The following is a 21,725-nucleotide window of genomic DNA, read 5'->3' as shown; positions in this document are numbered from 1 at the left end:
ATGAAACTTTATGTCTAGCAGTTTATTCAATTTATCGTTTTTAAACCTTTCGGTAACCTTCTGATTTAAGTTGTTGTTATTTAAGTTTATTTAAGGGGCGTTTTTAAATAAATTACACCGCAATTAATATGCCTGTGCAATTTAAAAATAAGCATTACTAATTAGAGTTCTTTTTCATTCTTAACTTGAGGATCAGCGCTTTCATATTTATTGCCATTACACTCAACGTTAAAGATTAAGCATACAGAGCCATTATTTTCATCTGTGTCGGTAATGATAATTGTGTGGCCGTTGTCACTTACTTTATAGCTGAAGTCTTGGGCGCATGGTTTTTGTGTGTCGATATTGGTGATAGTAGCGCCAGTAAATACGAAACCATTTTGAATTGTGGCATCGTCTAAATTGTAGTTGCCAGCGGTTTCAGTTCTTACAACACCACCGCCAGTAGCGGGTTCGCCATTTTTTGTATAGCTAAAAATAGCTTCACCGTTGTTAAGTTCAATATTTACTTGAAAGTCGACATTTTCTAGGGTGTTATTCATATCATTTCCTTTATGAGTAATTATAGTTGGAAGTTCGTAATGCCTAATTTAACTAGGCTTGTTTTTATTTCTGATATCTCGTCTTCTCTGTTTAAACAGGTATAAGCTTGTACTAGTGGGTATGTTATTTTTACGCTCTGACTTATTTTTGCAGCTTCAGAAATTGCTTTGATAGCACTTAAGCAAAATTGCTCTCGCTGTTTATTAGTTGTAGCTAAGTTTGCTTTGATTAAGTTTATTCTTGTATATACTAAGTAATCACCAGTTTTAGTTAGGCTGGCTAATTGATGTTTGTAGTTTTCATTATTCTCAAGCTCAGTTAATAACTCCTGCGCTTTGAGTGGTGATTGTCTATTTATAAAATATTGAATCAGTGTAATTTGTGTATTAATAGTGCTGGTATTTTTAAAATTTTGAGATTTTAAAAAATTAATTATTTTTTCAATTGTTGAGTCAGTAGCTTCATCAGTAGATAGCATTAGTGAATGTGCTAAAGAGCGATAATACATAAGCTGAAATTTATTGTTTTTTGGATCTTGTACTAAAGCTTCATTGATAACTTGATTAGCCAAGCTGGCTTTTTTATGGGCCATCCGTTTATCACTCAAATAGCTCAGTAAATAACTTTGTTGCATATATAGGTTTGCTGACGTGTAAAAAAGGCTTGCATCACTAGGGTAGTCAGCAATCAATTTTGTGATTACGTCAACTGCACCTTCCAATATATTAACTGCTTCATTAAAGTTACTTAGCTTCTCTTCTGTTTTTGCAAGCCAACTAATCGTATCGGATTTATCTCGAAGTAAATCTTTGTTATTAGGTTTCAGTTTAAGCGCTTTATTTTTAAGTAAAAGTGACTCTGCAAAGTTCTTTTTTGCAGCGCTGTAGTTGGATTTTTCTATGTATAAAGAACCTAAAGAATTAGATGAATACGATAATTCCATAATGGAGTTAAAATCATTGGCTGCCAGCGCATACATTTTTTTACTGTAAGCGTGGTATTTTTTAAACATTTGCTCAGTAGCTTGATGATCATTTTGATCATAAGCTAATTGACCAAGCCAAAAGGCATTGGCACCTGCAAGCGTTAGTAGCTCTAAGTTATTAGGCTGTATTTTTAATAATGCCTCAAGGCGGGTGCGGGCGTTTTCAAAGGCGGTAAAGGCTTCATCAGTTTTACCTCGGGAATAAGCTACTTCACCCATTGCTTCGAGGGTTTGTGCGTACTGAAAACGGTTGTTAAATTGTGCTTTATTATCGCTAAAGCTAAAAAGTGAACTTGAATCGTCAGTTTGATTAGTAAAATACTCAAGTGCTTTATTACTAATACCATCAAGTAAGTCCATACGTTCAACGCTACGTAATTTATCGGCAAAGTCGCCGACCATAAACCCTAGTAAGCTTTCGGCCTCAAGCTGCTTGTTTTGCGCATGCTGTTGGGCTTTAAAACTAATGAAGCTCATCAATAACGCGGTAAATGTAAGTAAGCACAATAAAGCAACGGTCACTCGTTTTGCTCTTATTTTTGTTTTTATTTTGTTTACAGAGCTTTTGATAAGAGCATGCTCGTTATCATCTAATTTAAACAGTTTGTCGTTAAGTAATAGCTGCGCTTCTTGTAGTGGTTTACCTGGCGCTAGGAGGTAAGCACTACTTTTGCCTTCATCTACCCAATTTCGTGTTTGATGTTGTAAACGACTTTTTATTGCTAAGGCATCTTTATGGTCATTAATCCATTGTTTTGCGCGCGGCCATTGACGCAATAATGCCTCGTGAGCAAGACTAAAACAGGCTTCTTGGTTTTGTAAATGCGATACAAATAAACGGCTATCGACCATGGCTTGCACAAGCTCTTTTTGACTTGTGTTGGTTAATGTTTGCCAGCGGGCAGCGCGGCTCGTAATGGTTTTACCATCTGGGTTTAAAGTGATCAGTTGTGATAATACGCTTTTTAGTTGCTGCTGTTGCTCATTACTAAGATCAATAAATATATCTTCTGCTTTTTTGCCTATGGCGCCCTCAATACCCCCGAGTTTTGTGTAAACACTGTGCAGTAGCTCGTTATTATCACTGCGCTGTAAGTACAGCTCTTGCAATGTGTATTGCAGCATGGGCAATGCATCGGGGTTATTGGCGGTATCGGCGCACAATATTTCATCCAGTGGTGTTTGGGTTTGTGGGTCATTGGAGAACGTTAAATTAGCGGTTAACGCTGGCAGGCGAATAATTTGTTGGAGTTCTTGGCGGTTTGGCGGTGTTAAATCGTAGTGCGCGCCATGAGCTTTGCCTGCCATTAAACTTGGTTGTTCAACCACTAAAGGATAAAAGTCGTTACGACACGCACTAAATACAATCACAGCTTTAGAGATTGCTAAGCGTTCAATAACCGATAAAAAATGGCTGCGTGTTTCGCTACTAAATATAGGAGAAGAAAGCAGTACTTCTAAGCGGTCAATAAATAAAAATAACTGGGGTGTTTTAAGTTTTGTAGAGGCTTTACTAAGTGCAGCTTGTATGGCGTTAATTACGCCATCTATTGCCAATTCTAGTTGCTCTGCAAGTGTTTGCGCGCTTAATCCTTCAAACACAGGCTGGTCGTTTATATCCCAATCAAGTAATGCAGAAGCTAAGTCTAGAAAAAGTCTATTTTTATGCACATCTGCAAAGTCGATCTGGGTGTAGGAAATAACACCGATGCCATTATAGCCTCGCTCATCTAGCAGTTTTGGTAAAATTCCAGCATTAACAAGCGAGGATTTACCTGTACCACTAGGGCCAAGTATTAAGCAAAAAGCACGACCGTAATTTACCTGGCTAGATATCCTTTCCAGCAGGGTAGCTATAGATTGGGTACGGCCAAAAAAAACGTGGGTATCATTTGGGTTATATGCACGCAGGCCTAAGAAAGGGGATCCTCCCTGCCATGTACTTTTAGTGCTTGGGATAGGATCTGCTAACGGAAAAGATAATTTTGCAATAATGCGGTAGCCACGTTTACGGATAGTTTCAATATAATGTGGTTCATTGGCTTTATCACCGAGCGCTTTTCTTAGCTGAGTGATAGTTTTATGTAATGGATTATCGCCAATATCAGTATTTTTCCAGCATTTATTGAGCAATTCATCGCTGCTTATAATGTCGCCATTTTGTTGACACAAATGCAATAAAACCTCCATCGCTTTGGGCTCTAACTGTTTGGCTTTACCAGTGAGTTGAATTGAGTTAGTTGAAGGTGTTACTTGCCAATCGCCTAGGTAGAAGGGGTTGCGCATCATCATTACTCATTATTGTTTTTTTATTATTAAAATTAAGTGCGTATTGATATTTATTAACACTATTTATATGGCAAATAAATCTATAACACAACTATTTGAGTTTATTCTGAGCAGAGGGGGTAGGAAAGGATGAGCTTGCAGATGTGCAAGCTCACTATAAAAATAAATTAGCTTTCTAGGTCGGCTTTGTTAATTGTAATGACGCGTTGAGGGAATGGAATTTCAATATCAGCGTTATTAATTGCTTTATAAACACCACCGTTAATAGCCAGTTTGGTTTCGATAATTTTAGTAGTAGGCACCCAATATCGGTAGCTTATTGTAACACCGCTATCGGCAAAGCGTTCAATACCCACTTGTGATAACGGATTTTGTGCGACTAATTCATGTGCTTTAAGTACGTCTTCAATGAGGCTAATCGCGTTATCAGAGCATGCACTATAAGCTATATCTATTTCACCTTTGACCAATGAGTAACTAAATGAGTTATGAAGTATTTCACCCACTATGTGCTTATTTGGAATGGTGATTTCTACTTTTTCTTCATTGATTAAAATAGTGTAGCCAAGCTCAATTGTTTTAACTTGGCCGCTTACATTTTTAACTTCAATAGTATCACCAACAACAAAAGGTCGCGTGGCTATAATGGCAAGGCCTGCACCATAATTAGAAAGCATTCCTTGCAGCGCTAAACCAGCACCTAAAGATGCAGCACCAATGGCTGCTACAAATGGTGTAACGCTGATACCTATTTTGCCAAGTGCAATAATTATAACCATTACAATGAGCAGTACTTTTACCACGCTACTGACAAAGTTAGTGAGCGTAATGTCAACATTATGGCGGGTCATTAACGCGGCTACAAATTTGGCAAGCTTTTGTGCTATCCACAAACCAATGAGGACGATAAAAATAGCGCCAACAATTTGCATACTGTAGGTAACCATATACTCAGTAAGCATGGTGTAATATTTTTCAAACTGTTCGATTTCAGAACTGATCATAAAGCGCTCTATGTTAGGGCTATGTTGTATTTTTCCAACTATAGCAAAATGTTGACTAAAAATGGATATAAGAGCGGCACTATAATCGCTGTTAATAAAGCACTTAGTGCCATTGCAACTGATGAGTAAGCGCCTACTTTTGGATGCTCAGCAATAGCAGCAGCGGTCCCAATTGCATGGCAAGCTGTGCCCATGGCAACGCCTTGAGATTCGTGATTAAAAATATTAATGAGTTTAAAAAGCATAAAACCAAATAAAGCGCCTAATAAACCAATAAAAATAACTAAAGCCGCAGCAAGTGAGCTAATCCCTCCTAACGAGTCGGTAACAATTAAAGATATTGGGGTCGTCACACTGAGTGCGGCAACAGATGCACTTAGCTGGGCAGGTGCGTTAAATAATATGCTTAGCAAAAATGCCACAACGGTTGCGTTAACAATGCCTAAGCTACATGTTGCGACTATGAGTAATAGATTTTTTCGTACGTGTGTAAACTGCTGATATAAAGGAAGCGCTAGAGCCACAATTGCGGGCTCTAATAACCAGCTTAGTAATTTGCTGTGCGTGGCAAATTGCGTATAAGGCAAATTTAGATTAACGAGTAATAAAGCAATAATACTAATACTTAAAAATACGGGGTTGGTGAGCGATTTAAATACGCTGCTTTTTATACTTTGGTTTACGGCCCTTAGCGCTAAAAATAATACAATAATGAAAGGAATACTTAGCCACCATAAATTAGGCTGTAGCTCTGAAATAGCGGAAAAAGTAAAATTAGTCATTATTTTCTCTTCCCTTAAAGTACGCAATTACACTGCTAACAAGCAATAAGGTAGTTATAGGGACAAGCACCACAACTGATGCTAAAAATGCCCAGTGCGATTTTATAAGGCCGAGATGCTCAATAAATCCCACGCCAGCTGGAATGAAAAAGATAGGCATAATATTTAAAATAGGGGAGGCGCATGGTTTTACATGTTGCTCTTTTACAATACCCGATAAGAGTAAAACTAATAAAATAACCATAGCGAGTAGCGGTGCAGGAAAGCTTCCACCAATAAAGTGCATAATGAGTTTAGCGCAGGCTAAACATAGTAATATAATAGCGCTACTGAGCAGATATTTCATCAAAGTGGCTCACAGAAAAGATAAGAGCTTAACTTTAACAAATCAAACTCTTTTATGCATTGTGCAATAGTCTACCAATGCTTTGTATTTGCGTAGGTTATATCCGCTTTTCCTTTTCCTTTTGCTTTAGCAATTGCTTTTTTAGTGTTTGGGTTTAGCAGTAAGCGAATTTGGCTGAAAGTTTCTTTAGCGAGTATTTTTCGTTGGTTTGGTTTATAGCTAAGTTGTGTAACACGTTTAATAGCAGCAAGCGTATCGGGTGAGCGCTCAAGTAATGTATTGAGCATGTTTTGCGTGGCTTGTTGAGTATCATCGGTAAGCTGAGTAACTAAACCTAGCTCATTTGCTTGTTGTGCTGTGATTGGGTTTGCGTGGCTTGCAAGCCAAAGTGCTTGGTCACGCTTAACTAAACCGCTCATCATTACATTTGCGCCCATATCGGGGCACAAGCCCCAACGCGCTTCCATAATGGCAAGCTTGGCATCAATATGAACAATCCTGTAATCAGCACCCAGCGCTATTTGTAATCCTCCCCCTAAACAGTTGCCATCAATTTGTGCAATAACAGGCACGCTCAGTGACTGCCAGCCTAATACTACTTTTTGCGCTAAATTTTGATTGCCAGGTAACCATTTAAGCAATAATTTTATAATATTCAATGGTGCCGCCATTACGGCTGATATATCAAGCCCTGCACAAAAATGCTCGCCATCGCCTTTTATTACTACAGCACGAATACTGCGATCTCTTTTTATGTTTTTAATGGCTTTGTTTAGCTCTACAAACATTTCAAAGCTTAATGCGTTTTGTTTTTTTGCTCTGCTAAGCGTGACGGTTGCAATGCCATTTTGTTTTTCTAGTTTTATCATTACACACTCCTCTGACCTGTTAGTTGAGCTTATGTTGTTATAAGAATTAAGTAAAGTGACGGTATTTTTTAAATAAATGGAATTTATTGCTAAAGCTGTAGTCTTAAAGGGTTAGATTTAGATGAGAAAAAGCTAAACAATTAGAACTTGAGATAATAAAATTTTTTACGTTGTTATTTTAAGCTTAAATTAAAAAAGTAATCTTGATATTCAATGGGTTAGTTAAATTGTTATTTATTGTTTGAGCTGTATGCTGAATAAAGCATGACTCAGTTACAAAAAAGTCAGTGTTTTACGCTTTTTTTTATCAAAATGATGATGAGATTTGATAATATAGCGCAACTTAAAAGCTTAAGGTTAAGCACATATGTCGGGTCCACGTTTATATACGGTAGAAGAAGCTACTCACCAAGCTTATGATATTTTTTTAGAGCTAGCGCCAAATAACTTGAGTGATAAAGATGTTGAAGACTTTAATGAGTTTAGAGAAGACCTAGGCTTTATCGAAGAAGACGAGCCAGACGATCAGTGGCAAGATTTTGTTGCCCTTGAGATTGAGCCAGAGCACTTTATTCAGGTGCTAGTTGGTTTAGAATTTGAAAATGATGATGTTTTGTTTGCTAAAATTTTGATTAGTCGTGATAAAGATGCTCCGTTTTGTCATATTTTATGGAAAGAGAGTGAATAAGCAATACCGCTTATTTTTATAATTGTGTGCAGAGAGAGTGTTGTGCGTAAGTATTTATTTTTAATTTTTTTAATAATTAGCTGCCCAAGTTGGGCTGTTGATCCATTTGAAGATTTTCATGAATATGGCAAGCTCTCTGATGAAGAAATTCATGAGTTACACAAAGGTGATATGCTTTACGGTGATACTGAATTTGGTTTTATTCTAAGTAAAGGTAACACCAATTCGACCAGTTTTAAGCTCAAAGGTAATTTATACCAAGATTTTGAAAAGTGGCGTAACCAATTTAAAATAGACTCTCTTTATAAGCGTGATGAAAACGATGAAAGCGGTGGCACTGATGTTACAGCTAATCGTATTTTTGTATCAGCGCAAGGTAACTATAAAGTAGGTGTTAAAAACTCCTCATTTTTTATTTACGGTGATTACGAAGAAGATGAGTTTAGTGGACTTGATTTTAAAAGCACGGTGGCGACAGGCTATGGTGCGCGTGTATATCAAGGCTCTAAAAACAAAGTAGATATTGATATAGGACCTGGTTTATACCGTTCAGTCGCCGATGAAGATTCGGATGTGAGCGAAGATGAAATTGATAAAACCGGTTATTTAGTACGTGTTGCAATGCAGTGGGAACGTTTGGTCTCTAAGCGTACTCGTTTTAATCAAGATGTGAGTATAGAGCAGTCGCTTTCAGGTCTTAATTCTCGCTTAAAATCGGAAACCGCACTGATAAGCCAAGTGATTGGCGCGGTATCACTCAAATTTACCTACATGTATCGTTATAATTCAAAACCCGAAGATGATAAACTCAAGTTTGACTCAGAGCTGAGTGCTACATTGGTATACAGCTTTTAAGTATTTATTTAATTTAGAGAATATTATGTATCAGCATAAACAGTATGCGGTGTTTATCTTTTTTGTATTAGCGTGGATTGGCGGTTTTGTGGCGCTTGCGTGGAACTTGTTAGGCGCTGATGGACCTTTAATAATATTTACTGGGATTTTAGTGCTGGTGGGCTTTTTGTTCCATGGCCTAACAGTAAAAGTAGATGATAAAAATATTAGCTGGGCGTTTGGTCCAGGCGTTGCTGGGCAAAGTATTGAGCTTAGCGAAGTAGCAGAAGCAAAAGCAGTTCAAAACTCTTACAGGCACGGTATTGGTATGCGAATTACTCATGATGGTTGGGTATATACAGTATCTGGCTTTAGTGCAATACAGTTAACGCTCAAAGATGGCACCTTGTATAGAGTTGGTACAAACGATCAAAAAGGTTTACTAGCTGCTTTAAAAGAAAAAAACGTATCTATCGCGCTGCCTAGTAAGCCAAAAGCTGAAACGGTTAAGCGTAACAATATGATATAAAAAAAGCGCCTAAGGCGCTTTTTTTATCTGTTTAGCAGTGCATTAGTGGTCGTGGCCACACCCACCTTCGCCATGTACGTGGCCGTGAGTTAATTCATCTTCTGTAGCATCACGTACTTCTAGTATTTCTACATCAAAGTTAAGTGTTATACCTGCAAGTGGGTTATTACCATCTACAATCACTTCTTCATCTTGAATATCGATGATCATTACTGATTGGTCACCATCATCTGTTGATGCACGAAATTGCATGCCAACTTCAATTTCCATACCTTCAAACATTGATTTAGGTACTGCTTGCATTAGGTTTTCGTGGCGCTCGCCGTAACCTTCTTCAGGTTCAACCTTTACGCTAAGCGTGTCGCCTGGTTGCTTGCCCAGCAAAGCATTTTCTAGGCCTGAAATTAAATAGCCTGTGCCAATGATAAAGTGTAGTGGCTCACCACCGAACGAGTTATCAATGCTATTGCCATCATTATCCATTACTGAATAATGCATTTTTACCACTTTGTTTGCCGCAACGATCATAGTCATTCCTATTTATTCATCTTCAAGAGAGTAGGGTAGAGGCAGAATGCTTAGCTCCACCTGAGGTGTGTGTTTTGCACGAAGTACCTGAGTTACATCAGTATCGTTTGGCAACACAACGAGGCCTGTTAATTTATTTGTTTGCTCATCAAAACTTTGTGCGATAAGTTTACCTGCACGGCGCCAATTTTCGCCTAATTGGGTTTCTAAATCAGGCTCTGAAAGAATCCCTTCGCTTTGCCCCGAAACGATATACATTGCACGTTTATTTTTACCAAGGTACTTCATACGGGCTACGGTTTCTTGACCTGTATAACACCCTTTTTTGAAACTTATACCGCCAATAGCATGTAGGTTTACCATTTGAGGAACGTACTCGCCAATTGCATCTGCACTTAGCTGAGGCTCACCGGCAAGCATCGCTGCTTGTTGCCAAGGGGCTTCGTTATCAAGTGTGGATACGTTATCAGGCATGCTAAATTGGTTATCAACCATTATTAAAACACGGTTATCAGCTAATTTTAGCGCTTTACCATTCGTAAAATCACACGCGCTTGCATCGCCTTCAAAGCTAATATCAAGTTGTGCCAGTACATCCGATAAATCATCACCAATTAAACCAATTAAACGCTTTGAGCATTCAGTAATATCAACTTTTGCAAATACAGCGTATTTTTTAAGTTCAGCTAATGATTTTTCAACTTCAGCTTGGCTACCCGCAAGGTAGTAGCTATCTTGGTAAGAAAATAATTTAAATACACCCCAAAGTTTACCTTTGGCGCTGCAATGGCCAGCCCACAAATAATTACTGCTGGTTAATTTATTTAGATCTTGAGTGATTTGTCCGTGCAAATAAGATAATTTATCAGCACCGCAGAGGCTAATAAGTTGATGAGATAACGGACATGCATAAACGCTCGACATAAAAACCTTCTTTGCAATATAAATGAAGTGACATAATAACGCAGTTGTTACGTATGGTACAGACAAGCGCTTATTGGTGCGGGTTTATTATTTAATGAGAGATTAATAGCTGCTAAATAGGCTTGTGTTTGTTAAACTCGAGTCAATTAAGTATGAGGTTTAAAATGGTTGAAATTCATAGTAAAGCACGTATTCGTTGGGCTTGTCGTCGTGGCATGTTAGAGCTAGATGTTTTGTTTATGCCGTTTGTGGAAGAAGCATACGACTCGCTTAATGCAGAGCAACAGGCTATCTTTCAGCGTTTGCTAACAGAAGAAGACCCTGACTTATTTGCATGGTTTATGGGTCATGAAGAATGTAAAGACGAGCAGTTAAACGGTATGGTTTCGCTGATCTTAGACCGAGTTCGTGTATAGGTTTACGGTTACAAATAATAAAGCTGACCACAAACCAATTGTGGTCTTTTTTTGTATGCTCAGTTTTATATTATGTTTATTTTTAGATTCACTATTAGCCATGCTTTTTTGTTTAATACTAAATGCACTAGCTGGCTTGATAATGTGGCGCAAAGTATTAGCAATCCACCCAAATGAGGGAATTATAATATTAGAACCAAAGTTATTTAGATTTGAGGGCGAGAGCTTAAAAATTCAGGGTGAAATAAGTAACAAAAGCCGATTTTATGGTAATAATATATGGCTTCATATTAAAGGTTTTAGTAACAACCATTGGCTTATAATTTCAGCCAATGGCGTTAATGAGCAAAGTTATGCGCGTCTAAAACGTGCCACTGTCGGCGCAATTAATTGCGTTTTGGAGTCAAAATAGTCGGCGTTGGGTTTTCACTTTGTTCAGGGTAATCAATAGTGTAATGCAAGCCTCTGCTTTCTTTTCGCTCCATAGCACTTCTAATAATTAGCTCTGATACTTGCACTAAATTACGAAGCTCAAGTAAGTTGTTACTTACTCTAAAGTTTGCATAGTAATCGTGTATTTCTTGCTGTAGCAACTCAACTCTATGCAGTGCTCGTTCTAAGCGTTTAGTAGAGCGTACAATACCTACATAATCCCACATAAATAAACGTAGTTCATGCCAGTTATGGGTAATAACAATTTCTTCATCTGAGTTACTAACACGGCTCTCATCCCAATGAGGAAGCGCTATCGGCTCTGGTGCATGTTCAATTTTACTTAAAATATCTTTAGCTGCAGCGTGGGCAAATACAATGCACTCTAATAGTGAATTACTTGCCATACGGTTTGCACCATGTAAGCCTGTGTAAGCAACTTCACCTACAGCATATAAGTTATCGAGATCTGTTTTGCCGTTAAAGTCAGTCATTACACCACCACAGGTGTAATGCGCAGCAGGCACAACTGGGATTGCTTCTTTCGTTATATCGAGGCCTACACTTAAGCATTTTGCGTAAATAGTAGGAAAGTGCTCAATAATAAAGTCTTTATCTTTGTGGCTAATATCTAAATAAACACAATTGGCGCCTAAGCGCTTCATTTCAAAATCGATTGCGCGTGCCACTATATCGCGTGGAGCAAGCTCTTCACGGCTATCAAAGTCTTTCATAAACCGAGTTCCATCAGGGCGCTTTAAATAAGCCCCTTCACCGCGCATGGCTTCGGTAATTAAAAAGTTTTGTAGCTCTGGATGATAAAGACTTGTTGGATGAAATTGATTAAATTCCATGTTGGCAACTTTACAACCTGCACGCCAAGCCATTGCAATACCATCACCACTTGATACGTCTGGATTGGATGTATATAAATACACTTTACTTGCACCACCGGTTGCAAGAGCAACAAATTTAGCTGAGATGGTTTCTACCTTTTTAGCTTTTTTGTTCCACACATACATGCCTTCAATGTGTGAGCCTGTTTTTCCGGCGCTTTTATCTGTGATTAAATCAATGGCGTTGTATTGCTCTAAAAGCGTTATATTTTTATGAATTTTAACTTGGCTGATAAGTGTTGTTTGCACCGCTTTGCCTGTTGCATCGGCTGCATGCAATATACGACGATGGCTGTGACCACCTTCACGTGTTAAGTGAAAACGCTCTTTTCCTTTGCTATCAAACTCCATATCAAAGGGTACGCCTTGGTCGATTAACCACTGTAGGCAATCGTGGGCATTGCTGGCGGTATAATGAACAGCGTCTCTATCGCATAAACCGCCGCCTGCATCGAGTGTATCTTCAACATGAGATTCTATGCTGTCGTTTTGTTTATCAAATACAGCAGCTATACCGCCTTGGGCATACAAAGTAGAACCTTCGGTAAGCGCTCCTTTACTGATCACGGTAACGTTACAATAATTAGCTAGAGATAATGCAAGTGATAAGCCTGCTGCGCCGCTACCTATAATAGCGACATCTGCAATGTGATGTTTATTTTGGTTCATGTCAGAGGTACTTTGCGGTTACAATGCTCATATAGAGCAATATTTGTTTTTAATATCTGTAGTTGTATCATATTTGTCATACTACTACGTAGTGATTTTAAAGGCTTAGCGCCGTTATTATCATCTATTTTATAAAAAAATAATATTAAGCAGAACTTTTTATTCATAAAGAGGTCAGAGTATTTGTGAACAATGACGACAATATGAATAACAAGCAAAAATCAGACATAGGAGTACCGGCTCGAATGAGCGAGCAGGAATTAGATTTAGTGCTAGTAAAAAGGGTCCAGCAAGGAGATAAAAACGCCTTCAACCTATTAGTAAAGAAGTATCAAAACAAAATTGCAGGTTTGATCTCACGTTATGTATCTAACCAAGGCGATATTGCTGATGTAGCACAAGAAGCTTTTATTAAAGCTTACCGTGCACTTCCTAACTTTAGAGGTGACAGCGCCTTTTACACGTGGTTATACCGTATTGCCGTTAATTGTGCTAAAAATTACTTAGTAGCCCAGGGGCGTAAGCCGCCAGCAAATGATATAGACGCTGAAGATGCCGAGTTTTATGATTGTGCAGATTCAATGCGATCGAATGCATCTCCTGAAAACCTACTTTTAAGCGAAGAAGTACGCGCTGTTATTTTTAATACGATTGATAGTTTGCCTGAAGATCTTAAAACCGCAATCACCCTTAGAGAAATAGAAGGGATGAGCTATGAAGAAATAGCAGTGGTAATGGATTGCCCAGTCGGGACTGTGCGTTCGCGTATATTTCGTGCCCGTGAAGCAATAGATAACAAATTAAACCCATTAATAGGCGAGTCTTAGTATGACAAAAGCACACCTTAACAAGTTAGATAACGAAGCGTTATCGGCATTACTTGATGGCGAGCAACATCTAACTGATGCAAAAATTGCAGAGCAAGATGTAACTACGTTTGGCCGTTATGCGTTAATTGGTGATGCGATGCGTGCTCAAAAAAATAATAACGACATACATATTGATATTAGCGATCGCGTTGCATTAGCACTAGAAAGCGAGCCTGTTTATGCTGATTTTAGTCAGTCAAAAACACAGCCTCAAGCAATCACTGAAACAGTACAAGATAATAAAGTAGTCGCTTTTAATTGGCGCAAACCAGTTGCTCAATTAGCTATTGCAGCAAGTGTAGCGATGTTTGCTATTGTGGGCGTTAATACGCTTCCTCAAAGTAACAATGAGCAGCAAAGTGAAATTCCATTACTGCAAACCACACCGCTAGCGGGTATGGCCTCGCCAGTAAGTTATTCGTCTGAGCCTGCGCTTGAAAATGCTGAGCAAGGTTTACGTGAACTACAGCAACAGCGTATTGGTGCGTTAGTTCTTGAGCATCAACGCCAAGCACGAGTTGCGAATTCTTTAGAAACAGCGCAAACTAATACCAAAGCGTCTGAGGAAAAAAACTAATTAAATGAAAGTAATCACTTTTGTTCTGTCGTTGGTAGTAAGCTTTAATGCATTTGCCAACGACACAAATCCTGCCAAAGATTTATTACTCAAAATGGCTAATGCCGTTCACACCCGTAATTTTGACGCCTCGTTTGTGGTTGTCAAAGGTAAAACAATGGAACCCTACCGATGGGTGCATGCTTTACAAGGTGACACCGAACTTGAGCATTTAAGTTTACTTAACGGTGCTGGGCTTGAAATGGTCCGTATCGATAATCAAGTTACTTATTTTGAACCTCAGTCTGAACCATATTCTCTAAAAACAGATTCAATAGCAGGTCCAATCCCTGAAGTACTATTTAAAGATATAGACCGCTTAAGTGCGCACTATGATTTTGTACTAGGCGGAAAAGGGCGTATTGCAGGGCGTGCAGCGCAACTTGTTCGCATTGAATCTAAAGACGAGTATAAATATAATTACTGGATTTGGTTGGATATGGAATCGTCGTTGTTACTAAAAGCCGCGTACGTTAACCATGAAGGTGAAGCCTTAGAGCAGTTACAGCTTACACATATTAGTGTGACAGAGCAGCCAGCCGGTATGCTAGTTGAAGTGCTCAATCGAAACTTTCCAACGCCTTTGCCAAACAATGCACTTATAAATGAAGATAGTACTGCCACTAATTGGAAAATCAGTTGGTTACCAGATGGCTTTGAGTTGCTAAAATCAGACAGACATAAGCTCGATTTAAATAACGAATTAACTGATTATTACTTGTTCTCTGATGGTTTTGTTGAGGTTTCTGTATTTATTCAGCGCCCATTACCAGGTAAGCGTTTAAGTGGAGCACTCACTTCTGGTGCAACGACAGTATATGTGCATAATGGCGGTAATTTTGATGTATCGGTTGTTGGTAATGTACCGAGTATGACAGCAAAAGCGATTGCAGAGTCAGTTACCCGCGCACTATAGACGATTCCGTAAGGATTGTTATGATTGAACAAACCCTCACTGTTGTGGCCCTCGATGGCCACATTGCTCATTTAGAAGCACAGCAAAAACAAGCTTGTGAAGGCTGCAATGGTCGTTGCGGCTCACAAGTGTTTAGTAAATTATTTGGCACTGCAAAAAAAACCTTTCCTTATAAATTTGAATCCTCAGTAGAAATAGGGCAAAAGGTCACTTTGTCACTAGATGATAGTCATGTTGTTAAGCATGCTTTTGCGGTTTACATGCTACCGCTCCTTTTGAGTCTTGTTTTTGCATTTATTGCGGCGCAATTGTTTATAGCTTCCGAAGGCTGGCAGATTTTAGCTGCTGCTCTAGGTGGCGTTACTGGCTTTTTTATAGCTAAAACTCGCGTGAAATCTCTAAAGCACGATATAAAAGTTATAAAAATTCACCCAATTAGTATCCCTTTAACTCAAATAGATGGTGATTGACGCCAATTAAATGTAAAATTGCCGTTTTATACCAAAGTAACTTGGAAATACAGGGAACCGTGGTTTTTTAAATTATTTTATCTGGCTGAATTATTTAAGTTAAGTAAATATAACTTATTGTTATTCAATACATAAAATGGTTGTAACCCATCTTAAAAAGCATAAGTACAGTTTGTTATATACAAATTTAGCTTATGGCATCCTAAAGCAAGTATTTTCAAGTCACTTAGGTATTCATATTTAGTCCATTAAAATAGAAGTATAGAATCCAGTTTATGAAGCATATCCGTAATTTTTCGATCATCGCCCATATTGACCATGGTAAATCGACCCTTTCAGATCGTTTGATCCAAGTTTGTGGCGGTTTAACCGACCGTGAAATGCAAAAACAAGTTTTGGATTCAATGGATATTGAGCGCGAACGTGGTATTACCATTAAAGCGCAAAGTGTAACGTTGAATTACAAAGCGAACGACGGCGAAACCTACCAACTTAATTTCATTGATACTCCAGGACACGTTGATTTTACGTATGAAGTTTCACGATCTTTAGCTGCTTGTGAAGGCGCGTTGCTTGTTGTTGATGCAGGCCAAGGCGTTGAAGCACAAACACTAGCTAACTGTTACACCGCTATTGAAATGGAATTAGAAGTAATTCCAGTACTTAATAAAATCGATTTACCGCAAGCGGATCCTTTACGTGTTGCAGAAGAAATTGAAGAGATTATTGGTATTGATGCCCTTGATGCAGTGCAGTGTAGCGCTAAAACAGGTGTAGGTATTGCTGAAGTTCTTGAAATGATTGTTAAAGATGTACCGCCGCCAGTAGGCGACAAAGATGCACCTTTACAAGCACTTATTATCGATTCTTGGTTTGACCCATACCAAGGCGTTGTATCACTAGTGCGTATTAAGCACGGTGAATTACGCACTGGCGACAAAATAAAAATAATGTCGAACGAGCATATACATACTGCCGACCAAGTAGGTGTGTTCACTCCTAAGCAAACCAACACCGGTATTTTAAGAACAGGTGAAGTAGGGTTTGTTATTGCTGGTATTAAAGAGATACATGGTGCGCCAGTAGGTGACACTATTACTCATCAAAAAAATGCAGCTCCACTTCGCTTACCTGGCTTTCAAAAAATTAAGCCTCAGGTTTATGCGGGTATGTTCCCAATTGCATCAGATGAGTATGAATCGTTCCGTGATGCACTTAATAAATTAAGCTTAAACGATGCGTCGTTATTCTTTGAACCAGAGAATTCAACTGCACTAGGCTTTGGTTTCCGCTGTGGCTTTTTAGGTATGCTACACATGGAAATCATTCAAGAGCGTTTAGAGCGTGAATACGATATTGATTTAATTACAACAGCACCTACGGTAATCTATGAGATAGTTACTAAAGAAGGTACATTTCAGATTGATAATCCATCTGATTTGCCTGCAGTAAACGATATTGTAGAGATTCGTGAGCCGATTGTTGAAGCTAATATTTTGGTACCACAAGAATACCTAGGTAACGTTATTACTTTGTGTATTGAAAAACGTGGTAGCCAAACAAAAATGACTTATCACGGAAAGCAAGTAGCTGTAACGTACGAGCTACCTATGGCTGAAGTGGTGATGGATTTCTTTGATAAATTAAAATCAACTAGCCGTGGTTTTGCGTCGCTTGATTATAACTTTAAACACTTTCAAACATCAGATATGGTGCGTGTTGATATTTTAATCAATGGTGAGCGCGTTGACGCACTTGCGATAATTGTTCACAGAGATGGTGCACAGTCTCGTGGTCGCCAGTTAGCTGATGCGTTAAAAGAGCTTATCCCACGTCAAATGTTTGATATAGCGATTCAAGCTGCTATCGGACAACATGTTATTGCCCGTACCACGGTAAAACAATTACGTAAAAACGTAATTGCTAAGTGTTACGGTGGTGATGTGAGCCGTAAGAAAAAGCTACTTAAAAAGCAAAAAGATGGTAAAAAACGTATGAAGCAAGTAGGTAATGTTGAAGTGCCTCAAGAAGCGTTTTTAGCTATTTTAAAAGTTGGCAAATAAAAACAAAGGATTATAAATGGCTGGTTATTTTTCAGTTTTATTGGTGTTATTAACTTTAGGCTCAGGCTTAATATGGTTAATAGATCACTTAATGTATGCACCTAAAAGACAGGAGCGCTTAGCGATAGCGCAAACGTCTGCTGGAGCTCCGTTAGATGAAGAAACTGCGGCATTAATTGCACCAGAACCAGTACTAACAGAAACAGCAAAGTCGATTTTCCCGATGATTGCAGCAATTACTATTTTTAGATCATTTATCTTTGAACCGTTTCAAATTCCATCCGGTTCAATGATGCCTACATTATTAGTAGGTGATTTTATTTTAGTACAAAAGTATTCATATGGAATAAAAGACCCTGTTTGGCGTACTCAATTAGTTGAGATTGGGCAGCCTGAGCGTGGTGATATTGTTGTTTTTAAATACCCTTTAGATGAAAATGTTGACTATATTAAACGTACAATTGGTTTACCTGGCGATAAAATTGTTTATCGCGATAAACGTTTATATATTCAGCCAAATTGTAAAGAAGGCGAAACCCAGCAGGGTGAGCTTTTATGTAATGAATTCAATAAAATTGATTTTAAACTAATTAATGATAACGAATTTAAACAAGGCCCAATGCCTCTAGCTCGTGTAAATGAAAATTTAACAACAGTTACGCATGATATATTAATCAACCCACAAGCGCCTGAGAGAAAAGGGCGTTACTACCAGCAACCGGGCACGCCTTCTGATGAATGGACTGTTCCTGCTGATCATTATTTTATGATGGGTGATAACCGCGACAACAGCCAAGATGGTCGCTTTTGGGGCTTTGTACCAAAAGAAAACTTGGTGGGTAAAGCTGTCTTTATATGGATGAGTTTTGAATTTGAGAATGGCCCTGATGATATTTTACCAGGATGGGTTCCAACTGGTGTTCGCTTTGAGCGCCTAGGTAATATTCAGTAACGATGAAAAAAAATGTAACAGAATTATATAAAAAAATTGGCTATGAATTTGCCGATCAAGGTTTACTTGAGCAAGCAATGACGCACCGCAGCCACAAAGGCCAGCATAATGAGCGACTAGAATTTTTAGGCGACTCTATTTTAAGCTTTGTGATTGCCAATGCACTTTATGCCAAATTTCCTAAAGCGCGTGAAGGCGATTTAAGCCGCATGCGCTCAACGCTTGTGCGTGGTCAGACACTTGCCGAGTTTGGTCTTGAATTTGGCCTAGGCGATTATTTACGCTTAGGGCCGGGCGAGCTTAAAAGTGGCGGATTCCGTCGCGAGTCAACGCTTGCTGATGCAGTAGAAGCTATTATTGGCGCTGCATTTTTAGATTCAGGTATTGATAGCTGTGGCGATCTTATATTGTCATGGTACGAATCACGATTAGATGCTATTTCACCAGGGCTTAACCAAAAAGATCCGAAGACCCTGCTGCAAGAGTATTTGCAAGCCCGTAAATTATCTTTACCGGGTTACACTGTGGTTGATACCAAAGGCCAAGCACACAATCAAACATTCACGGTCGAATGTATTGTTGATGGAATGGATAGCATAATTTCTGTAGGTAGCTCGCGCCGTAAAGCCGAACAAAAAGCTGCTGAAAAAGCATTGAAGATACTTAAAAATGAACCTTGATACCCTAATACAGCCTCATGAAGGTGATGTAGATACGTTTTGTGGAATGGTTGCTATTGTAGGGCGCCCGAACGTAGGTAAGTCGACTTTGCTTAATGAAATTATTGAGCAAAAAGTGAGTATTACCTCACGTAAACCACAAACCACGCGTCATCGTATTATGGGTATTCATACCGAAGGTAAACACCAAGCGGTATACATAGATACACCAGGTCTACACGTTGAAGAAAAACGTGCGATTAACCGTTTAATGAACCGTGCCGCGTCTAGTTCTATCGGCGATGTTGAGCTTATTATTTTTGTAGTTGAGGGCACTCATTGGAATGCCGATGACGACATGGTACTTAATAAAGTATCGCAAAGTGGTAAGCCGGTATTATTGGTTATTAATAAAATAGACCAAGTTAAAGACCGTGACCTTGTGTTGCCTCATATGAAGTGGTTAAGTGACAAGTTTGATTTTGTTGGAATTATGCCAGTATCGGCAACGCAAGGTAAAAATGTTGATTTAATCAAAGCAGAAGTAACTAAACGCTTACCTCCTTGCGAATTTTACTTTCCGGAAGATTATGTAACTGACCGTTCAATGCGCTTTATGGCAGCTGAAGTAATTCGTGAAAAACTAATGCGTTTTATGGGCGAAGAATTGCCGTATTCTGTAACTGTTGAAATTGAGCAGTTTAAATGGCAAGACAACGGTATTTGGCATATCAACGGGTTGATTCTTGTTGAGCGTGAAACACAAAAACGCATGGTTATTGGTAATAAAGGCGAAAAGCTAAAAACCATTGGTCGTGAAGCCCGTAAAGACATAGAAGAAATGCTTGATAACAAAGTATTCTTAGAGCTTTGGGTTAAAGTTAAGTCGGGTTGGGCTGACGATGAACGTGCACTAAGAAGCTTAGGTTACAGTGAAGACTAGACCAAGCAGTAGCTTAGTGAATGGATAGCGACTTCTACACCGCGTATTTATTACATCGGCGTCCTTATAGTGACTCCCAAGTAATGTTAGATATGCTTGTAGAAGGCGTTGGTCAGTTAAGAATGCTGGCCCGAATTAGTGGTCGCCAGGCCACTAAACATAAAGCACAACTTCAGCCGTTTCAGGCACTGCTTGTTAATTACAGTGGCAAGTACGATTTAAAATATATCAATAAGTTTGAACTGCATGGGAACTCGCACTTTTTAAAAGGTGATGAGCTTTATTGTGGTTTTTATTTAAATGAGCTTACAAATCGTATCGTTCCTGTTAACGAGCCAATTGAACAAGTATTTGAGCTATATAAAACTCATCTATCAAACCTAAACAGCGGGGCTAATTTACAAGAGGTGCTTCGCTCATACGAGTTTCAACTATTGGAATTACTCGGTTATGGCGTGGATTTTAGTTTTGACGCCAGTGGTGAACCAATAGATGAAAAGCAGACGTATAGTTATTTCCCCGAACTTGGTTTTTTAGTACAAGAAGATACACGTTCTGGATTTAGTGGCAAACAACTCAACGCCATAGCAAATCATGACTTTAGCCAAAATGATGTGCTATATATGGCAAAGCAATTAAGTCGCTATTTATTAAAACCCTTATTAGGTAGTAAACCATTAAAAAGCCGCGAGCTATTTATGGCCTCTCAATAAACGTAATTTTACAGGTAAGAAAATGAAAGATATTCTTTTGGGTGTAAACGTAGATCATATTGCAACACTTCGCCAAGCGCGTGGAACAAGCTATCCAGATCCAGCTCATGCAGCCAGTGTAGCAGAGCATGCAGGCGCAGACGGTATTACGATTCACTTACGTGAAGACAGACGCCATATTCAAGATCGCGACGTTTATGTAATGGCTAAAACCATTCAAACTCGTATGAATCTTGAAACCGCTGTTACCGATGAAATGATAAAAATCGCGCTTGAAGTAAAACCTGAGTACGTGTGTTTAGTACCTGAAAAGCGCGAAGAATTAACAACCGAAGGTGGCTTAGACGTAGCCGGTAATATAGATAAAATTAAAGCAGCAACAAAAACGCTTACCGAAGCGGGTATTAAAGTATCGCTATTTATTGATGCAGATAAAGCACAGTTAGATGCAGCCAAAGAATGTGGTGCTCCTTATGTAGAAATACACACAGGCGCGTACGCTGATGCCACAAATGATACTGATTTACACAAAGAGTTAGAGCACATTCGTGAAGGTGTTAAATACGCAGCAAGCTTAGGTTTGATTGTTAACGCTGGCCATGGTCTTCATTATCATAACGTGAAACCAATCGCTGCAATGCCTGAGATTTATGAGCTAAATATTGGTCACGCTATTATTGCTCGTGCAGCGATAGATGGGCTCGATAAAGCCGTACGCGACATGAAACGATTAATGATTGAAGCAAGAATGTAAGATAAGCAAACATAAGTATTTAAAAAGCTTAATAAA

24 protein-coding genes are annotated in these 21,725 nt (G+C 38.8%); 15 read left to right on the top strand and 9 right to left on the bottom strand.

What is annotated here, in order from left to right:
• Positions 1-161: 161 nt before the first annotated feature.
• The 6 genes from H5092_RS01020 to H5092_RS00995 form a co-directional block, all read right to left on the bottom strand.
• Positions 162-542 carry a DP-EP family protein gene (locus H5092_RS01020; RefSeq protein WP_165723569.1) on the bottom strand — a complete coding sequence of 127 codons (381 nt, stop codon included), beginning with the start codon at positions 540-542 and terminating at the stop codon, positions 162-164.
• Positions 543-562: 20 nt separating this feature from the next.
• Positions 563-3,817, bottom strand: a complete 3,255-nt coding sequence (locus H5092_RS01015; protein WP_182732739.1) for a winged helix-turn-helix domain-containing protein — start codon at positions 3,815-3,817, stop codon at positions 563-565.
• A gap of 167 nt (positions 3,818-3,984) precedes the next feature.
• Positions 3,985-4,821, bottom strand: coding sequence for a mechanosensitive ion channel family protein (locus H5092_RS01010; protein WP_002958733.1), 837 nt, complete (start codon positions 4,819-4,821; stop codon positions 3,985-3,987).
• A gap of 38 nt (positions 4,822-4,859) precedes the next feature.
• A complete protein-coding gene (locus tag H5092_RS01005; protein ID WP_182720282.1) occupies positions 4,860-5,603 on the bottom strand; it encodes an LrgB family protein in 744 nt (247 codons plus the stop codon).
• Complete coding sequence (locus tag H5092_RS01000; protein WP_010553207.1) at positions 5,596-5,949, bottom strand: CidA/LrgA family protein; 354 nt, start codon at positions 5,947-5,949, stop codon at positions 5,596-5,598. The genes H5092_RS01005 and H5092_RS01000 overlap by 8 nt, the downstream gene beginning before the upstream one ends.
• A 71-nt stretch (positions 5,950-6,020) precedes the next feature.
• Complete coding sequence (locus H5092_RS00995) at positions 6,021-6,818, bottom strand: crotonase/enoyl-CoA hydratase family protein (RefSeq protein ID WP_182732738.1); 798 nt, start codon at positions 6,816-6,818, stop codon at positions 6,021-6,023.
• A gap of 367 nt (positions 6,819-7,185) precedes the next feature.
• On the opposite strand from H5092_RS00995, the gene H5092_RS00990 reads away from it, so the two are divergent.
• From H5092_RS00990 to H5092_RS00980, 3 genes are read left to right on the top strand one after another with little or no spacing between them, the layout of a single operon-like run.
• Positions 7,186-7,506 carry an HI1450 family dsDNA-mimic protein gene (locus H5092_RS00990; protein ID WP_002958729.1) on the top strand — a complete coding sequence of 107 codons (321 nt, stop codon included), beginning with the start codon at positions 7,186-7,188 and terminating at the stop codon, positions 7,504-7,506.
• 42 nt (positions 7,507-7,548) lie between these two features.
• On the top strand, positions 7,549-8,361 hold the full coding sequence (locus tag H5092_RS00985) for a DUF481 domain-containing protein (protein WP_024597159.1): 813 nt from the start codon (positions 7,549-7,551) through the stop codon (positions 8,359-8,361).
• Positions 8,362-8,386: 25 nt separating this feature from the next.
• The gene (locus tag H5092_RS00980) at positions 8,387-8,869 is read left to right on the top strand and encodes a hypothetical protein (protein WP_002958727.1); all 483 of its coding nucleotides are present in this window, start codon (positions 8,387-8,389) and stop codon (positions 8,867-8,869) included.
• Positions 8,870-8,911: 42 nt separating this feature from the next.
• Here H5092_RS00980 and H5092_RS00975 read toward each other — a convergent pair whose 3' ends face one another.
• Positions 8,912-9,397 (bottom strand): peptidylprolyl isomerase, encoded by a 486-nt coding sequence (locus H5092_RS00975; protein WP_002958726.1) that lies wholly within the window; start codon positions 9,395-9,397, stop codon positions 8,912-8,914.
• Between the two features lie 12 nt (positions 9,398-9,409).
• Entirely contained in the window at positions 9,410-10,321 is a 912-nt protein-coding gene (locus tag H5092_RS00970) for a folate-binding protein YgfZ (RefSeq protein ID WP_002958725.1), read from the bottom strand.
• A gap of 164 nt (positions 10,322-10,485) precedes the next feature.
• Between H5092_RS00970 and H5092_RS00965 the strand changes: the two genes are divergently transcribed.
• Positions 10,486-10,737: a succinate dehydrogenase assembly factor 2 gene (locus H5092_RS00965; protein WP_182732737.1), complete on the top strand. Its 252-nt coding sequence runs from the start codon at positions 10,486-10,488 to the stop codon at positions 10,735-10,737.
• A gap of 55 nt (positions 10,738-10,792) precedes the next feature.
• Positions 10,793-11,149 carry a hypothetical protein gene (locus H5092_RS20565; RefSeq protein WP_024597157.1) on the top strand — a complete coding sequence of 119 codons (357 nt, stop codon included), beginning with the start codon at positions 10,793-10,795 and terminating at the stop codon, positions 11,147-11,149.
• On the opposite strand, the gene nadB is transcribed toward H5092_RS20565, so the two are convergent.
• Positions 11,124-12,734 (bottom strand): L-aspartate oxidase, encoded by a 1,611-nt coding sequence (gene nadB, locus H5092_RS00960; protein WP_154903488.1) that lies wholly within the window; start codon positions 12,732-12,734, stop codon positions 11,124-11,126. The two genes, H5092_RS20565 and nadB, sit on opposite strands and share 26 nt — an antisense overlap.
• Before the next feature lie 245 nt (positions 12,735-12,979).
• Between nadB and rpoE the strand changes: the two genes are divergently transcribed.
• From rpoE to pdxJ, 10 genes are all read left to right on the top strand, one after another.
• The gene (gene rpoE, locus H5092_RS00955) at positions 12,980-13,561 is read left to right on the top strand and encodes an RNA polymerase sigma factor RpoE (RefSeq protein ID WP_002958721.1); all 582 of its coding nucleotides are present in this window, start codon (positions 12,980-12,982) and stop codon (positions 13,559-13,561) included.
• A 1-nt stretch (position 13,562) separates the two neighbouring features.
• Positions 13,563-14,180 carry a sigma-E factor negative regulatory protein gene (locus tag H5092_RS00950; RefSeq protein ID WP_002958720.1) on the top strand — a complete coding sequence of 206 codons (618 nt, stop codon included), beginning with the start codon at positions 13,563-13,565 and terminating at the stop codon, positions 14,178-14,180.
• A gap of 4 nt (positions 14,181-14,184) precedes the next feature.
• Positions 14,185-15,135, top strand: coding sequence for a MucB/RseB C-terminal domain-containing protein (locus H5092_RS00945; protein ID WP_024594972.1), 951 nt, complete (start codon positions 14,185-14,187; stop codon positions 15,133-15,135).
• Between the two features lie 20 nt (positions 15,136-15,155).
• Positions 15,156-15,605: a SoxR reducing system RseC family protein gene (locus H5092_RS00940; protein WP_182732736.1), complete on the top strand. Its 450-nt coding sequence runs from the start codon at positions 15,156-15,158 to the stop codon at positions 15,603-15,605.
• A 275-nt stretch (positions 15,606-15,880) separates the two neighbouring features.
• On the top strand, positions 15,881-17,668 hold the full coding sequence (gene lepA, locus H5092_RS00935; RefSeq protein WP_002958717.1) for a translation elongation factor 4: 1,788 nt from the start codon (positions 15,881-15,883) through the stop codon (positions 17,666-17,668).
• Between the two features lie 16 nt (positions 17,669-17,684).
• The gene (gene lepB / locus H5092_RS00930; protein WP_182711521.1) at positions 17,685-18,620 is read left to right on the top strand and encodes a signal peptidase I; all 936 of its coding nucleotides are present in this window, start codon (positions 17,685-17,687) and stop codon (positions 18,618-18,620) included.
• A gap of 2 nt (positions 18,621-18,622) precedes the next feature.
• Positions 18,623-19,300 (top strand): ribonuclease III, encoded by a 678-nt coding sequence (gene rnc / locus H5092_RS00925; protein ID WP_002958715.1) that lies wholly within the window; start codon positions 18,623-18,625, stop codon positions 19,298-19,300.
• Positions 19,290-20,222: a GTPase Era gene (gene era / locus H5092_RS00920; RefSeq protein ID WP_002958714.1), complete on the top strand. Its 933-nt coding sequence runs from the start codon at positions 19,290-19,292 to the stop codon at positions 20,220-20,222. The genes rnc and era overlap by 11 nt, the downstream gene beginning before the upstream one ends.
• A gap of 20 nt (positions 20,223-20,242) precedes the next feature.
• Positions 20,243-20,935: a DNA repair protein RecO gene (recO, locus tag H5092_RS00915; RefSeq protein ID WP_002958713.1), complete on the top strand. Its 693-nt coding sequence runs from the start codon at positions 20,243-20,245 to the stop codon at positions 20,933-20,935.
• A 22-nt stretch (positions 20,936-20,957) separates the two neighbouring features.
• Positions 20,958-21,689: a pyridoxine 5'-phosphate synthase gene (gene pdxJ, locus H5092_RS00910; protein WP_002958712.1), complete on the top strand. Its 732-nt coding sequence runs from the start codon at positions 20,958-20,960 to the stop codon at positions 21,687-21,689.
• Positions 21,690-21,725 lie beyond the last annotated feature (36 nt).

Origin of the sequence: Pseudoalteromonas sp. SR41-7 (assembly GCF_014163935.1) — a bacterium.
Taxonomy (GTDB): Bacteria; Pseudomonadota; Gammaproteobacteria; order Enterobacterales; family Alteromonadaceae; genus Pseudoalteromonas; species Pseudoalteromonas distincta.
This window is presented reverse-complemented; position numbering and strand designations above follow the sequence as displayed.

Coding starts and splice junctions, on each gene's coding strand:
- H5092_RS01020 (WP_165723569.1), bottom strand. CDS start 542: ATGAATAACACCCTAGAAAATGTCGACTTTCAAGTAAATATTGAACTT.
- H5092_RS01015 (WP_182732739.1), bottom strand. CDS start 3,817: ATGATGCGCAACCCCTTCTACCTAGGCGATTGGCAAGTAACACCTTCA.
- H5092_RS01010 (WP_002958733.1), bottom strand. CDS start 4,821: ATGATCAGTTCTGAAATCGAACAGTTTGAAAAATATTACACCATGCTT.
- H5092_RS01005 (WP_182720282.1), bottom strand. CDS start 5,603: ATGACTAATTTTACTTTTTCCGCTATTTCAGAGCTACAGCCTAATTTA.
- H5092_RS01000 (WP_010553207.1), bottom strand. CDS start 5,949: ATGAAATATCTGCTCAGTAGCGCTATTATATTACTATGTTTAGCCTGC.
- H5092_RS00995 (WP_182732738.1), bottom strand. CDS start 6,818: ATGATAAAACTAGAAAAACAAAATGGCATTGCAACCGTCACGCTTAGC.
- H5092_RS00990 (WP_002958729.1), top strand. CDS start 7,186: ATGTCGGGTCCACGTTTATATACGGTAGAAGAAGCTACTCACCAAGCT.
- H5092_RS00980 (WP_002958727.1), top strand. CDS start 8,387: ATGTATCAGCATAAACAGTATGCGGTGTTTATCTTTTTTGTATTAGCG.
- H5092_RS00975 (WP_002958726.1), bottom strand. CDS start 9,397: ATGATCGTTGCGGCAAACAAAGTGGTAAAAATGCATTATTCAGTAATG.
- H5092_RS00970 (WP_002958725.1), bottom strand. CDS start 10,321: ATGTCGAGCGTTTATGCATGTCCGTTATCTCATCAACTTATTAGCCTC.
- H5092_RS00965 (WP_182732737.1), top strand. CDS start 10,486: ATGGTTGAAATTCATAGTAAAGCACGTATTCGTTGGGCTTGTCGTCGT.
- H5092_RS20565 (WP_024597157.1), top strand. CDS start 10,793: ATGCTCAGTTTTATATTATGTTTATTTTTAGATTCACTATTAGCCATG.
- nadB (WP_154903488.1), bottom strand. CDS start 12,734: ATGAACCAAAATAAACATCACATTGCAGATGTCGCTATTATAGGTAGC.
- rpoE (WP_002958721.1), top strand. CDS start 12,980: ATGAGCGAGCAGGAATTAGATTTAGTGCTAGTAAAAAGGGTCCAGCAA.
- H5092_RS00950 (WP_002958720.1), top strand. CDS start 13,563: ATGACAAAAGCACACCTTAACAAGTTAGATAACGAAGCGTTATCGGCA.
- H5092_RS00945 (WP_024594972.1), top strand. CDS start 14,185: ATGAAAGTAATCACTTTTGTTCTGTCGTTGGTAGTAAGCTTTAATGCA.
- H5092_RS00940 (WP_182732736.1), top strand. CDS start 15,156: ATGATTGAACAAACCCTCACTGTTGTGGCCCTCGATGGCCACATTGCT.
- lepA (WP_002958717.1), top strand. CDS start 15,881: ATGAAGCATATCCGTAATTTTTCGATCATCGCCCATATTGACCATGGT.
- lepB (WP_182711521.1), top strand. CDS start 17,685: ATGGCTGGTTATTTTTCAGTTTTATTGGTGTTATTAACTTTAGGCTCA.
- rnc (WP_002958715.1), top strand. CDS start 18,623: ATGAAAAAAAATGTAACAGAATTATATAAAAAAATTGGCTATGAATTT.
- era (WP_002958714.1), top strand. CDS start 19,290: ATGAACCTTGATACCCTAATACAGCCTCATGAAGGTGATGTAGATACG.
- recO (WP_002958713.1), top strand. CDS start 20,243: ATGGATAGCGACTTCTACACCGCGTATTTATTACATCGGCGTCCTTAT.
- pdxJ (WP_002958712.1), top strand. CDS start 20,958: ATGAAAGATATTCTTTTGGGTGTAAACGTAGATCATATTGCAACACTT.